The organism is Streptomyces sp. NPDC058525 (genome assembly GCF_042719495.1).
GTDB lineage: Bacteria > Actinomycetota > Actinomycetes > Streptomycetales > Streptomycetaceae > Streptomyces.
Genome location: NZ_JBHXNP010000006.1, coordinates 63,857 through 76,095 on the forward strand (window position 1 = coordinate 63,857; position 12,239 = coordinate 76,095).

The 12,239-nt window shown below is 72.4% G+C and carries 14 protein-coding genes and 1 pseudogene; 7 read left to right on the forward strand and 8 right to left on the reverse strand.

What is annotated here, in order from left to right:
* Positions 1–51: 51 nt before the first annotated feature.
* Positions 52–825, reverse strand: coding sequence for a type 1 glutamine amidotransferase domain-containing protein (locus ACFWP3_RS05000; RefSeq protein WP_384216265.1), 774 nt, complete (start codon positions 823–825; stop codon positions 52–54).
* 314 nt (positions 826–1,139) lie between these two features.
* On the opposite strand from ACFWP3_RS05000, the gene ACFWP3_RS05005 reads away from it, so the two are divergent.
* Complete coding sequence (locus tag ACFWP3_RS05005) at positions 1,140–2,171, forward strand: AraC family transcriptional regulator ligand-binding domain-containing protein (RefSeq protein ID WP_384216267.1); 1,032 nt, start codon at positions 1,140–1,142, stop codon at positions 2,169–2,171.
* A 396-nt stretch (positions 2,172–2,567) separates the two neighbouring features.
* On the forward strand, positions 2,568–3,047 hold the full coding sequence (locus ACFWP3_RS05010; RefSeq protein WP_384216269.1) for a C40 family peptidase: 480 nt from the start codon (positions 2,568–2,570) through the stop codon (positions 3,045–3,047).
* A 267-nt stretch (positions 3,048–3,314) separates the two neighbouring features.
* Here the strand turns inward: ACFWP3_RS05010 and ACFWP3_RS05015 are convergent, their stop codons facing one another.
* Both ACFWP3_RS05015 and ACFWP3_RS05020 read right to left on the reverse strand, forming a co-directional pair.
* Positions 3,315–3,707 (reverse strand): YciI family protein, encoded by a 393-nt coding sequence (locus ACFWP3_RS05015; protein WP_384216271.1) that lies wholly within the window; start codon positions 3,705–3,707, stop codon positions 3,315–3,317.
* Between the two features lie 91 nt (positions 3,708–3,798).
* Complete coding sequence (locus tag ACFWP3_RS05020) at positions 3,799–5,031, reverse strand: hypothetical protein (RefSeq protein ID WP_384216273.1); 1,233 nt, start codon at positions 5,029–5,031, stop codon at positions 3,799–3,801.
* A gap of 333 nt (positions 5,032–5,364) precedes the next feature.
* Here ACFWP3_RS05020 and ACFWP3_RS05025 point away from each other — a divergent pair, with 333 nt between their 5' ends.
* A complete protein-coding gene (locus tag ACFWP3_RS05025) occupies positions 5,365–5,601 on the forward strand; it encodes a hypothetical protein (RefSeq protein ID WP_384216275.1) in 237 nt (78 codons plus the stop codon).
* Here the strand turns inward: ACFWP3_RS05025 and ACFWP3_RS05030 are convergent.
* Both ACFWP3_RS05030 and ACFWP3_RS05035 read right to left on the reverse strand, forming a co-directional pair.
* Positions 5,594–6,016: a VOC family protein gene (locus tag ACFWP3_RS05030; RefSeq protein WP_384216277.1), complete on the reverse strand. Its 423-nt coding sequence runs from the start codon at positions 6,014–6,016 to the stop codon at positions 5,594–5,596. The two genes, ACFWP3_RS05025 and ACFWP3_RS05030, sit on opposite strands and share 8 nt — an antisense overlap.
* Before the next feature lie 74 nt (positions 6,017–6,090).
* The gene (locus ACFWP3_RS05035) at positions 6,091–7,185 is read right to left on the reverse strand and encodes a mechanosensitive ion channel family protein (RefSeq protein WP_384216279.1); all 1,095 of its coding nucleotides are present in this window, start codon (positions 7,183–7,185) and stop codon (positions 6,091–6,093) included.
* A gap of 110 nt (positions 7,186–7,295) precedes the next feature.
* On the opposite strand from ACFWP3_RS05035, the gene ACFWP3_RS05040 reads away from it, so the two are divergent.
* Positions 7,296–8,177 carry a YihY/virulence factor BrkB family protein gene (locus ACFWP3_RS05040; protein WP_384216282.1) on the forward strand — a complete coding sequence of 294 codons (882 nt, stop codon included), beginning with the start codon at positions 7,296–7,298 and terminating at the stop codon, positions 8,175–8,177.
* A gap of 58 nt (positions 8,178–8,235) precedes the next feature.
* Here the strand turns inward: ACFWP3_RS05040 and ACFWP3_RS05045 are convergent, their stop codons facing one another.
* Positions 8,236–8,619, reverse strand: a complete 384-nt coding sequence (locus ACFWP3_RS05045) for a VOC family protein (protein ID WP_384216284.1) — start codon at positions 8,617–8,619, stop codon at positions 8,236–8,238.
* A gap of 112 nt (positions 8,620–8,731) precedes the next feature.
* On the opposite strand from ACFWP3_RS05045, the gene ACFWP3_RS05050 reads away from it, so the two are divergent.
* Together ACFWP3_RS05050 and ACFWP3_RS05055 are read left to right on the forward strand one after the other, a co-directional pair.
* Positions 8,732–9,367 carry a hypothetical protein gene (locus ACFWP3_RS05050; RefSeq protein ID WP_384216286.1) on the forward strand — a complete coding sequence of 212 codons (636 nt, stop codon included), beginning with the start codon at positions 8,732–8,734 and terminating at the stop codon, positions 9,365–9,367.
* 67 nt (positions 9,368–9,434) lie between these two features.
* Entirely contained in the window at positions 9,435–9,572 is a 138-nt protein-coding gene (locus tag ACFWP3_RS05055; RefSeq protein ID WP_384216288.1) for a hypothetical protein, read from the forward strand.
* A 21-nt stretch (positions 9,573–9,593) separates the two neighbouring features.
* On the opposite strand, the gene ACFWP3_RS05060 is transcribed toward ACFWP3_RS05055, so the two are convergent.
* Both ACFWP3_RS05060 and ACFWP3_RS05065 read right to left on the reverse strand, forming a co-directional pair.
* The gene (locus ACFWP3_RS05060; protein WP_384216289.1) at positions 9,594–10,412 is read right to left on the reverse strand and encodes a polysaccharide deacetylase family protein; all 819 of its coding nucleotides are present in this window, start codon (positions 10,410–10,412) and stop codon (positions 9,594–9,596) included.
* Complete coding sequence (locus ACFWP3_RS05065; RefSeq protein WP_384216292.1) at positions 10,412–11,695, reverse strand: glycosyltransferase family 4 protein; 1,284 nt, start codon at positions 11,693–11,695, stop codon at positions 10,412–10,414. The genes ACFWP3_RS05060 and ACFWP3_RS05065 overlap by 1 nt, the downstream gene beginning before the upstream one ends.
* 303 nt (positions 11,696–11,998) lie before the next feature.
* On the opposite strand from ACFWP3_RS05065, the pseudogene ACFWP3_RS05070 reads away from it, so the two are divergent.
* Positions 11,999–12,193 (forward strand): annotated as a pseudogene (locus tag ACFWP3_RS05070) (response regulator); the annotation flags it as partial.
* Between the last annotated feature and the right edge of the window lie 46 nt (positions 12,194–12,239).

Consider the following 12,239-nt stretch of genomic DNA (forward strand, 5'->3'; position numbering starts at 1 on the left):
GTGCTCGGTCCGCCGGTCCGCGGTCGCTCGCGTGCGCCGTGTGGGCCCGGCTCAAGCCGGCCGGTGCACCGCTCCCGACGCGTGGGCGCGGACCAGGTCCAGGTACTCCGCCGCCAGGCGGTGGCAGTCACCGGGCCAGCGCGCGGAGACGTAGTTGCCGTCCCTGACGGTGAAGCCGCGTCCGGTGCGGGCCGCGGTGTCGCGGACGGGCAGGGGCGGGCCCGCGATGAAGTGGCGCGGATCGGCGAGCGCCGCGGTGACCTCCTGCTGCACGGTGGTGCGGTACGTGCAGTAGTAGCGCCCCAGCCACAGCCGGGTGAGGTTCCACCCGGTCAGCTCCAGCAGGGAGGTCAAAGCCGTCGTCCGCCTGCCGTGGAGCACCGACCGCCCGGTGGCAGGGTCCTTGGCCCGGGCGGCGAGCAACACGCCGTGGCAGACGGCCCCCACCGGCAGCCCTTGGGTGAAGGCCCGGGAGAACAGCTGCTGGGCGGTGGCGTCCTCGAGCAGCGTCCGCATGCCCGAGGCGTGCCCGCCGGGCACGAACAGGCCCGTGAGGGCGGCCGGGTCGACATCGGCGTACGAGGACGGGGCGAGGAACCAGGGGTCTTGGGTGAGGCGCCGGTAGGCGGCCAGCTCGGCGCGGCGGGTCATCAGCCAGGGGGACAGCCAGGAGAAGCCGAGGTCCGTGAGCCGGGGGTCGGCGAGCGCCACCTTCCCGCCGGGGGTGGCGAAGCGCACCTCGAAGCCGGCGTCCCGCAGCGCCGCCCAGGGCACGGCCGCCTCAGTCGGGTCGTAGTCGCCTGCGGGGAGCAGGAAGAGAATCACGGCGTACTCCTCTGAGCGGTGGTGATCAGGGCCGTACGCTCGCCCGGCGCTCCGCGGGCCCCTGACCCCGTCGGTGTCCGAAGGCCGACCTTAGGAGCGGCGGGCGGCCGCGTCATTCACTCGGGCGGCCATGGCGTTGACTCCCCGAGCCCGGCTCTCAACCGGCGGCTCCCGGCCGACGGCTCCCGGCCGACGGCTCCCGGCCGTCGGCTCCCGACCGTCGGCTCCCGACCCGGACTCCCGGCGGCCGAGTCCCGCCGCCGGGCCCGCCGACGGTGTTGACGGGGGTGGTGTGCGCGCATTGACTGACGGCCGTGTCCAGCATCGAGCCGCCCTCCGTCACCGCCTGCTACGCCCTGTCCGTCCTGAACGCCACGGCGGACGGCGCCGGCGAATCCGGCTCCTGGGCCCTGCCCACGGACCGGCTGCAGTTCGGCGAAATGCGCGCCGTGTGGGACGCGGTGCTCGCGGCCGGGGACGCCGGGCCGCACACCGGGCTCCTCGTGGGCGACCGCATCCGGCCCGAAGGGCTGCACATCCTCGGCCATCTCGTCCTCACCTGCGCCAGCCTCGCCGACGCCGCGCTGGCCGCCGAGCGCTACCACCCGCTGGTGAGCCAGGTGGGCACGGTGTCCGTGCACCGCGGCAGCGGTGTCACCCGGATCCGCTACCGGCCGAACGTCGACCCGGCGGCCCTGCACCCCCAGCAGTTGGAGGCGATCGTCAGCAGCATGGTGCGGGCCGCCCGTTGGGTCGCCGGGGACGACTGGGCGCCCCTGGCCGTGTCGTTCGCCCATCCCCGCGCGGGCTCGGCCGAGCCGTACGCCCGCGTCCTCGGCTGCCAGGTCGCCTTCGACGCCCCGGAGCACGCGATCACGGTCGCCAACGAGGACCTCGACCGGCACCGTCCCCTGTACGACCCGGCGCTCAACGCCCTCCACCGGGCCTACGCCGACCGGCTCCTGGACCAGCTGTCCGCCACGACCGCCGCCGCGACCGCGGCCGAGCGCGTGCGGCAGTGGCTGGAGCACGCCGCGCTCGCGGACGCGGGCCCCGAGGGCCCCGCCGGGGAACTCAACCTGAGCGTCCGGAGCCTGCGCAGGGCCCTGCACGCGGAGGGCACGTCGTGGCGCGCGCTCCTCGACTCCGCCCGCCACGGCCGGGCCAGACGGCTGCTGGAGACCACGGCCCTGCCGTTGGACCGTATCGCTCCGCTCATCGGACTGAGCGGCGCGACCGCCCTCGTCCGCGCCTTCACCCGGTGGGAGGGCATGCCTCCCGGGGCGTACCGCAGCCGGCACCGGCCCGCGCCGGCGGCGGATCGGGGCCGGGCCGACGGCGGGTGAGGAGCGGCCGGACCCCGCTGTCCGGCGCCGACGTTACCACCGGATCACCATCCGGCCCGGAACACCACGTGGTGCGCGTCGAGTCCCGTGCGGGTGCGTACGGGCGGCTCCGATCCCCCGGACAACGCCCGCCGGCCCGCTCCGCGACACGCCGGTCGCCAAGGGTGCTTCCGTGGCCCGATGAGGGTGATTCCGCAGCACAAGCGGCTGATGGGCCGGATGGCTTTACCCAAACGAGACCTTTGAATTGAACAAAAGCGTGACGAATCGGACATCTTGCGGAAGACTGAGCGGCCGTCGAGAGCAAAGGGCGTCTCGCCGGGGCCAGTTCCTTCGGCGAGAGGCCGTTCCTGCACCCCGTACGGAGGTTTCACGATGGCCTGCACCCGAACGGACATGCCGAGTTCTCCAGGCGATTCCCGGCCCGCGTTCCACCGCCCGCACGCCCTCACGGCGCCCCTGCTCGTGCTCTTCCTCGCCGTCTCCACGGTGACGTGCAGCACCACCTCGGCCGAGGCGGCCGCGCCCTACGGGGTCAAGGCCGTGGCGGTGGCGGCCTCCAAACGGGGTGCCCCGTACGCCTACGGCGCCACGGGGCCGAAACGTTTCGACTGCTCGGGCCTGACGCTCTACGCCTTCCGCGAGGCGGGCCGCCGGCTGCCGCGCACGGCCAACCAGCAGTACGAGCAGACCCGCCACATCCCCTCGGTACAACGCGCCCCCGGCGACCTGGTGTTCTTCCCGAAGGGTTCGACCATGGGCCACGTCGGCATCTACGCCGGACGCGACAAGATCTGGCACGCCCCGCGACCCGGCGGCCGCGTACGGCTGGAACAAATCTGGAGCGGCAACGTCCGCTACGGGCGCGCCTCCTGAACGCCGGCCGCCCCGACCGGGCCGACAGGCCGCACCGGTTCGGTGCGCGACCTCCTCGCCCCGGGTGATCCGCTGTCGACGACACAGGAGTTCGACACCGGCACAGACCTTCGCGACCGACCGGCCGGGGGGACGGGCACGTCTTCGGCCACAACCGGCCCGGCCCTCCCGCTCGTTACGCGTACAAGGCTGGCGCCGAGCGCCCCGGCCCTCCTCGCGGGGGCCGGGGCCGGCGCGCGTCTGCGCGGGGCCGCCGCGGGCGGTGGGTCAGGCCCCCGTCGGGTCCTCGGCAATCGGGTGCACCTCGACCGGGTCGCTGCCGGGAACCCCGCCCGGGCCGGGGCACGCCGATGCCCGGGCGGCGATCTCCAGGGCCCGTTCCTCGCTCTTGACGTCGACCACCCAGTACCCGGCCAGGATGTGTCCGGCCTGGCCGGGCCCCTCGGTCACCTGCGGCCGTCCGTCGCTCCCGGCCCGCACCGTCTTGACCTGGGAGGGACCGCCCAGCCCCTGTCCCTCCACCCACTCCCCGTTGGAGGTCAGGTCCTCGTTGAGGGCGTTCATGTGGGCGAACATGGCCTCCATGTCGTCCTTGGAGTACGACGACATGATGGCGTCCCACTCCGCGAGCGGCACGTTCATCTGGATCATGTACTTCATGTTCCTCACCCTTCCAGGGCTGCTACCGGATTCCGGCCTTACGGAGAGGTAGACCGCCGGGCAGCGGAAAACTCATCGGTGCCGGCTCGGATCAGCCGGCCTCCCCCAGGCAGCCCAGCGCCTCGCGGAAGTCGGCCAGGGCGGGCGCGAACTCGTGCGCGGCGGTGTGGAAGATCGATCGGTCGATCAGGACCCTGGCCAGGATCCGCGTTCCGCCCGCCGGATCGTGCCGGGACAGCCGACGGGCCAGGTCCACGCCGTCGTCGAACAGGGAGCGCATACGCACCGCGAACAGATGCGTACGCTGCGCCCAGTACACGGCGGAGCGGACGGTGAGGGCCCTGTGGAGCCGGACCAGTTCGGCCAGATACCGGTCCGGATCCTCGGCGGCTCGCGGAGCAAGAGCGTCCACCTCCGTACGGAGGGCATGACGGCCGTCGACGTAGCGCCGCTTGGCATCGGACGACCAGGGCAGCGGAGCCGCACCCGAGGGCGGACGCGGCCCACCGGGCCCGGGCCGGTCGCCTTCGGCGCCGGAGTAGGACAGGAGAACCGCCCAGAACGACGCCCGGTGGCCGCTCCAGGACTGCCGCTCTCCGCTTTCGGCCAACTCCGTCAGCAAGGCGAGCGCCCCCTGCCGTACGAGCGCCGCCTGCTCCCCTCGCCCGTGGACTTCGAGCATGTGCGCGTGCCCGATGAGCACGTGCAGATGGGAGGTGCTCGGGCCGCGTTCCTCCGCGGCTTCGGCCCCTTCCCTGCCGACGAGCGTTTCGAACGCGGCGAGCGCTTCGCCGGACCGGCCGGCGTCATGGAGAGCGGCGATCCACTCCAGGAACAACGGGGCGAGATCCCCGCTGCGGGACCCGCCGGGCAGGACCGCCGCGACCAACTCGCTCATGGCATCGGCGGCCTCGGCATACCGTCCTGCCTCGGAAAGACCGGCGGCCCACTCGCGCAGCCCTTGGACCACGGGGTCTCCGGACCGTGCGGCCCGTGCACGGCCCATGGCGAGCATCTCGGCGCGCAGGGCGAACCCCTCGGCCCCGCGGCCCAGGACGTACAGCTCTCGCTGGCACCAGTCGAGGGCCCTGTACAGCACATCCTCGCGGGTGGGTTCCGCCGGGCCGATGGACCGCGCCACCGCCACCGCTTCCTCGCACAGCGCGAGACAGGCCGCATGCTTCTTGCCGGTGTCGGTGCCGTAACCCAGGCGCAGCAGCGCCGCAGCCAGGCGCGGCAGGTACGCGGCGGGGCTGACCTGAGCGAGCACCCGGTAGGCGTCGACTTCCTCGCGCGCCGTGCGTTGTCCCGATGCGAGCAGCACATTCCGTGCCCGCAGTATGTCGTCCTGATCGAATGTCCCCGAGTGATTCACAACGGAGATTCTGGGCGTCCCGGAAAGGGCCGGACAAGGCCGGCAACCTGTGCCTTTCGTCCTACGAAAACACCCGCTGACCTGTCATGATGGGTGTGGCATCACTTTCCCGGGCGCATCGGCGGTGCAGCATCCCGCCCGCCCCTTTTCCCCTCCTCTCGGAGTTCGGTGCCGGCGGTGTCAAGCCCCGAATTCCAGCGACATGAGGCGATGCGCCCGCTCGGGCTCAATGGAGACACGGGCTCGCGGAGCCCGTCAGTACCGCTTCGAGGAGGCGTCTCCATGGCCCGTAATCGCGCGCTGCCCGTTGTTCTGCTCACCGTCGGTGCCGCACTGGCCGCAGGAAGCGTCTCCCTCTTCTCCGGCTCCGTGGGCACCCCCGCGACACCGCGCCCCGCCGCCACGGTGATAGCCCCGGGCACCACGGGCGACGCGGGCGACACGGGTGACCACCGGCGGGGCGGGCTCGGGGAGCTGTGGACCACGCTGGACGGCCCCGCCGTCTATTCGGTCAGGTAAGCCCGCCTCTTGGCCCCTGAGGGGTCTCCGCTTCGAGGACGAAGGCGTGGCCGGCCGGGTCGGCGTAGCGGCGCAGGGTGGTGCGGCTGCCCGGCGCGGCGCCGTCGTCCGTCGCGGCCACCGGGCGGGCCCCGAGGGCCACGGCCTCGCGTTCGGCCTCGTCGAGGCTCTGCGCGGCGACGAGGATGCACAGGTGGGCCTGCTGGGAGCCCTCCGGGAGCGGCCAGCTCGGCGGTGCGTGGCCGGGGTCGCGGCGGACGCCGAGTACCGCGCCCGTGGAGCCGGTGACGAGGATGAGGTCCCCGTCGGCCGGCGACGGTCCCGCCGTGGCACCGAGCAGTTCGGCGTAGAAGCGTGCCAGCAGCTCGGGCTCGGCACTGTCGAGGACGAGAACGGTCGTCTTGGGTACGGTCATGCACCCCGTTTGCCCCGTGTCGGCGTCCGTACGCAGGGTCACGCGGGGATTTGTCGTGGAGCTCTGAGGCGGCGTCAGGTCCGGCACGGCTTCGGTACGCGCCCCGTCGTCCCGCCCGGCGAGGAGGTCTCCGCCTCCGGTGCCGACGCGAGGACCACCCGGGGCAGGGCCTCCGGGTGCTTCTGCGAGAGCCAGGCGACCAGTTGCTCCCGTACGGCGCAGCGCACCGTCCACAGGTCGTCCGCGTCCTTAGCGGTGACGATCGCGCGTACGACGATGGTGGACGGCGTCGTCTCGGTGACGGCGACATCCCAGCCCCGGCCGTCCCACTCCCGGCAGTGGTGCAGGATCTCGTGCACCTTGTCGCGGATGAGGTCCACGGGTGCACAGTGGCCGATGTGGAGGAAGACGGTGCCGGTCATCTGGACGCCGCCGCGGGACCAGTTCTCGAAGGGGCGCGACGTGAAGTACGAGACGGGCATGGTGATGCGGCGTTCGTCCCAGGTGCGTACGGCGAGGAACGTGAGCGTGATGTCCTCCACCACGCCCCATTCGCCGGCGACCACGACCGTGTCCCCGATGCGCACCATGTCGCCGAAGGCGATCTGGAAGCCCGCGAAGAGGTTGCCCAGCGTGGACTGGGCGGCAATGCCCGCGACGATGCCGATGATCCCGGCGGAGGCGAGCATGGAGGTGCCGAGCGCGCGGAAGCTGGGGAAGGCGAGCAGCATGGCGGCGACGGCGACGACCGCGACGACGGCGGTCACCACCCGCATGATCAGGCTCACCTGGGTGCGGACCCTGCGGACCCGGGCCGGGTCGCGGGTGCCGGTGGCGTAACGGGCGTACCCGGTCTCGACGGCGGCGGAGGCCACGCCCACGACGAGCCAGGCGCCCGCGCCGATCAGCGCGAGCGAGAGGACCCGGCCGACGACGGCCTGGTTCTCCTGGAGCGGTGGCCATGCGGTCTGCCGGTACGCGCCCCTGAGCAGCGCGGCGAGCAGCACGATCTGCAGCGCGGGGAGGCAGCGGCGCAGCTTGATCCACAGGGGCGTCTCCGGGTGGCGGGCGTCGGCCCGGCGCAGCAGCAGGCCGGCGACCCATCCGGCCACGACGGTGAGCAGGACCGAGCCGCCCAGGACGATCAGCAGGCGAAGAGCGGTGTTCATGTCTCCTCAGCGGTTGTCGGGGGCATGGACTGCCACGCGCCTGCCCGCGAGCGGCGCGCCGACACGTCGGACCGTGCATGGCCGCGGGCACCTTCGGGCACCCGCGTTCCGTGACAGGGATCCCGAACACCGCATCGCGCGGCGCAGGCGGCCGACTCGCCGGCGTCGCGGCGCGCACCCGTGGCGCGCTCGCGCGTACGGCCGTGCGCGTCTGGAGCGACAACGTCGCCGACCAGGCTGCTGCGCTCACCTACTACGCGGTCCTCGCGCTGCTGCCCGCGCTCGTCATCGCGGTGTCCCTGGTGGGGCTGCTGGGCGGGGCCACGCGCGACCGTCTGGTCGCCGAGCTCACCTCGTACGCGCCGCCGCAGTCGGCGCAGGTGCTGCGCGAGGCGCTCGACGGGCTGTCGGCGGCCGGCACCTCGATGTGGGTGCTGCTGGCCAGCGGTGTGGTCAGCGCGCTGTGGTCGGCGTGCAGCTATCTGGCGGTGTTCCGCCGGGCCCTGCACACGATGCACCGGGTGCCCGACACGCGGCCGCCGCTGCGGGCGGCGCACACGCTGCTCATCACCGCCACGCTGCTGCTGGTCCTGCTGGTGGCGGGCGCGGCCGTGCTGGTGGTGTCGGGGCCGGTGGCGCGCTGGGCCGCGCAGACCGCGGGCGGGGGCACCGTGCACAGCGTCGCGCTGCTGCGCTGGCCGGTGCTGCTGGTGGTCGTCACCCTGCTCGTCCTGGTGCTGTTCCGTACCGGCCCGGCGCAGACCCGCGGCAAGCGCCGGGGTCTGCCCGGTGGCGTACTGGCGGCCCTGCTCTGGCTCGCCGCGTCGGGGCTCTTCACGCTGTACACGCAGTTGGACACCTACGGCCGGCTCTACGGTTCGCTGGCCGGGATCGTGGTCTTCGTCGTCTGGCTGTGGTTCGCGAACCTCGCCCTGCTCACCGGGGCCCAGTTCAACGCGGAACGGGCCCGGGACCGGGGCGGCCGGACCTGACATCGCGGTTCCGCTCGCGGCCGCCGTCCCCGTGGCGTCCCTTCAGGGCAGGCATGCTTCAGGAGGACATCGCGGCCCGCTCGGCCGCACTGCGGAGTACGCAGAACTCATTGCCCTCGGGATCCGCGAGGACGGCCCAGCCCGCGCCGTCGGCTTCCCGGCGATCGGTGACGAGGGTGGCGCCGAGGGCCAGCAACCGCTCGACCTCCTCCTCGCGCGATGTCTCCGGGCGCAGGCACAGGTGGATCCTGTTCTTGATCGTCTTGGGCTCCGGCACCTGGTTGAAGTAGAGCAACGGCCCCTGCGGCAGCAGCACCTCGACCGCCTCGTCACCCGGCTCGCCCTCCGGGTTCAGCGGGGAACCGAGCACTTCGCTCCAGAACCGGGCCAGCCCATGGGCGTCCGCACAGTCGATCGCTACGTTTTGCATCACCGAGACCATGTCCATGATCTTGCCCCGGTCAGCCCTCGGTCCGCCACCACGAATCCGCGGAACACGGCCGGCCGGTTACCCGTTCGCGCCGGCCCGGCCCCGTCCGGCAGGATCCTGGGCCATGGGTACCGACATACATGGGTTCATCGAGGTCAGAGACCGTTTCATCGACCTCTCCGAACCCGACGACGAGGACGAAATCCTCCGCTGGCACCCGGCCGGCGCCTTGGACCACTACTACGACGGCCGGTCCTACTACGCCTTCGGCTGCCTGTTCGGCGTACGGGACCGCACGTTCGAGCCCCTGGCCCCGGGGCGCGGCTTCCCCGAGGACGCGTCCCGGGCCTCGACCAGGGCATTCCGTGAGGACACCGACGCCCACAGCCCGTCATGGATCAGCTGGGGCGAACTCGAGTCGGCCGCGTGGGACGAACCGGCCGCGTCGCGGGTGCACTCGCGTGCGTTCGAGTACCACCGCGGGCCCGACGGCGAGTGGGTCTGGTACGGGTGCGGCACCTCGGACGAACGCCTCGCCGAACTGACGAAGACCAGCCTGCGGACCGTCATGCACGCGGACGAGCACTGGCCCGAAGGCACGGAATGGCTCGACGGGGACCGCCTCTTCCGCATCTCGCGACTCACCCGCCGACAGGTGGTCCCGGACGAGGAATGGGGCGACGTGTGGACCGTGATGAAAACCCTGGCCAAGCGCCACGGCCCCGACCACGTCCGCCTCGTGGTGTGGTTCGACAACTAGTGACCTCGCACTGGGCGGACCCGGTGTTGCTCGTTCAGCGACAGATGTCACCTTCCGGCCGCCGTCGATGAGCTTGATCGATGGCGCTGGCGCCCGCTGCGAGAGCACGAACGGGACGGGCACTCCCCCGCAGCTGGGGCCCGCCAAGCAACGCGAGGCCGCGATCCGCTACGCGACCGCGTTCTTCGACGAGCACCTGAAATAGCCGACCCGCCCGCCGAGCCGCTCAGGGCCGGTAGACCTTGCCGGGCTGTGGGCGGGCCGGGGCGAGGAGGCCGGAGACGGTGACGAAGGTGTATCCGCGTGCGCGGAGCGCGGGGATTATGTCGGCTACGGCGGGGATGGTGCCGTCGTAGCGCTCGTGGAGCAGGATGATGCCGTCGCGGCGGGTCTGGTCGAGTACGCGCTTCTCGATGAGCCGTGTGTCGGTCGTCTGGTAGTCCTTCGCGGTGACGCTCCACAGGATCTGAGCGAGTCCGAGGTCCTTCAGCACCGCCGAGACGTCGTCGTTGGTGGCGCCGCCGGGCGGTCGCATCAGGGTGGGGGCGTGGCCGGTGGCCTTCTCTATGTCGCGTTGCACCGGTTCGATCTCGGCCCGTATCTGATCGGGGGTCAGCTTGGTGAGGTCTTCGTGGGACCAGGTGTGGTTCGCGATCTCGTGGCCTTCGTCGGCCATGCGGCGCACGGTGTCGGGATGGGTGTCGGTATGGCCCTTGCCCTGGAGGAAGAAGGTCGCCGGGACGTGCTCGCGCTGGAGCATGTCCAGGAGGCGGGGGGTCGGTTCACTGGGGCCGCCGTCGAACGTGAGGGCGACGCACTTGGAGACCGTGCAGTCCACCGGCCCCGGGGAACCGCCGTCGGCGGCAGCCTTGTTGCGGACCGCGGCCGGTGAGAGGACCCCGGTCAGCGAGGAACAGGCTGTCAGGGCCGCGGCGAGGACGAGTGCTGTCGCGCCGGCCCGTAGGCGCCCGGCCCTGGCGGGCTTGGCCGGCTCGTCGTGGGGCGCGGCTGGGGCAGGGGTCAGGGGCTGTCGATTGTCGATCATCACGCCGCCGCCCGGCAGGTCTTCAGTGCGGGGCGGGCAGTGGAGCGCAGGGTGTGTGCCGTGTTGATCGTGCCGGTACGCGCCCGGTGTGCGGTTTCCCGTACGGGACTGAGCGTGCGCCGTCCGGGGCCGCGCCGCAGCAGGTCCTGGTAGAGGGCCAGGTGACGCTCGGCCACGCGGGCCGGGTCGAACCGGGCCGCGTTCTTCAGCGCTGCCTCGCCCATGCGCCGCCGCAGCGCGTCGTTCCGTACCAGCTCGAGGAGTGCGGCTGCCATGGCCCGGTGGTCGCCGGGGCGGACCAGGCGTCCGTCGACACCGTCTTCGATGATCTCGCGCGGTCCGACGGGACAGTCCGTGGAGACGACGGGAAGACCGCAGCGCATCGCTTCCACGATGGTCATGCCGAACGACTCCCGATCGGAGGCGGACGCGGCGATGGAGCCCTTCGCCCACTGCGCTTCCAGCGGGTCGGCATCGCCCATCAGCCGGACGCTGTCGCCCAGGCCGAGTTCGGCTGTCAGGGCGGACAGGTTCGCCTTCTCGTTGCCGGTGGCGTCACCGCTGCCGAAGATGCGCAACTGCCACTGCGGGTATGCGGCGACGACCTCGGCGAAGGCCCGTACGAGCACGTCGTACCGCTTGACCGGCGTGAGCCGGCCTGCCGCCACAACGATCCGGCCGGTGCCGTCGGCGGGATCCACCCGGGGCGCGGGAACGCTGTTCGGTATGGCCTCCACCCTGACTCCGGGCACGCCGAACTGCCGGTAGGTACGCGCGTCGGCGTCGGTCACGGTGGTGAGGGCGTCCAGCAGCCGGTAGCGGTGGCGTATCTCGTACCGCATGCGCCGGCCATGGCCCGCGAGGGTCAAGTGCTCCTGCCCCACTCGGATGGCGGCGCGGTGCGCCTGGCGGGCGATGTGCACGTTCAGCCCCGGCCTGGTCCCGACGACCACGTCGGCGTCCAGCGCCGACAGGTGCCGGCCGATGCGTTCGTCGGTCAGGCGGCTGTACTGCCCGTGCCGGCCGTCCGCGCGGGGGAAGACCCGGGCCGGCCGGGCATGGCGGGGATCGTCGATGTCGGTGTCCGGGGCGGTTGCGCGCAAGTCGACCAGCGGGGTCAGACGCACCTTGGGGGGCACGCCCATGGTCGGCACGCTGCGGTGGCGGAGCACCGAGACGATCTCGACGTCGTGCTGCTCCGCCAGTGCCCCGGCGAGGTTGAACGTCGACCTGATCGTGCCTCCGATGCCGTAGGCGTTGTGAAGGAGGAAGGAAATGCGCATGTGAGGGCACGTCTTTCGGTAGTGCAGGACATCCTTGGGGGAAGGGCGGGGCGCGGTGACGGGCAAGAGGCCGATGCACCGGCAGGCCGCTCGACATGGGCCGGTGGCCCCGCGGGGGCCCCACTATGCGCAGGTCATCCTTAACCGTTCCTCAAGGCCGGAGGCGCGGCGGTACGGGCGGACGGCCGGCTTCCGCGCGCACCCGATCCCCGCGGGGCCGTGCGCGGTGGGCCGCCTCCGCGGTGCCATGCTGGCGTGGTGGACATTCTGGTGGTGGAGGACGACCCGGTGATCGCGGCCGCTGTGCGGGACGGCCTGGAGGCCGCGGGGTACACGGTCACGCACACGGCGGACGGCCTGTCCGCCGTGGACCTCGCCGCCACGGCCGGCTTCGCGGCGATCGTCCTGGATGTCATGCTGCCGTCGCTGGACGGGTTCGCCGTGTGCGCACGGCTCAGGGCGCTGGGCGTCGACACGCCGGTGCTGATGCTGACGGCCAGGGACGAGGAACTCGACGAGGCCCGTGGCCTGGACACCGGGGCGG

What these genes read in the sequence shown, in the direction of transcription:
- ACFWP3_RS05030 (WP_384216277.1), bottom strand. Translation starts at nt 6,016, where the DNA reads ATGACCGTACCCAAGACGACCGTTCTCGTCCTCGACAGTGCCGAGCCC.
- ACFWP3_RS05065 (WP_384216292.1), bottom strand. Translation starts at nt 11,695, where the DNA reads ATGCGCATTTCCTTCCTCCTTCACAACGCCTACGGCATCGGAGGCACG.
- ACFWP3_RS05050 (WP_384216286.1), top strand. Translation starts at nt 8,732, where the DNA reads ATGGGTACCGACATACATGGGTTCATCGAGGTCAGAGACCGTTTCATC.
- ACFWP3_RS05060 (WP_384216289.1), bottom strand. Translation starts at nt 10,412, where the DNA reads ATGATCGACAATCGACAGCCCCTGACCCCTGCCCCAGCCGCGCCCCAC.
- ACFWP3_RS05025 (WP_384216275.1), top strand. Translation starts at nt 5,365, where the DNA reads ATGGCCCGTAATCGCGCGCTGCCCGTTGTTCTGCTCACCGTCGGTGCC.
- ACFWP3_RS05055 (WP_384216288.1), top strand. Translation starts at nt 9,435, where the DNA reads ATGAGCTTGATCGATGGCGCTGGCGCCCGCTGCGAGAGCACGAACGGG.
- ACFWP3_RS05035 (WP_384216279.1), bottom strand. Translation starts at nt 7,185, where the DNA reads ATGAACACCGCTCTTCGCCTGCTGATCGTCCTGGGCGGCTCGGTCCTG.
- ACFWP3_RS05010 (WP_384216269.1), top strand. Translation starts at nt 2,568, where the DNA reads ATGCCGAGTTCTCCAGGCGATTCCCGGCCCGCGTTCCACCGCCCGCAC.
- ACFWP3_RS05015 (WP_384216271.1), bottom strand. Translation starts at nt 3,707, where the DNA reads ATGAAGTACATGATCCAGATGAACGTGCCGCTCGCGGAGTGGGACGCC.
- ACFWP3_RS05045 (WP_384216284.1), bottom strand. Translation starts at nt 8,619, where the DNA reads ATGGTCTCGGTGATGCAAAACGTAGCGATCGACTGTGCGGACGCCCAT.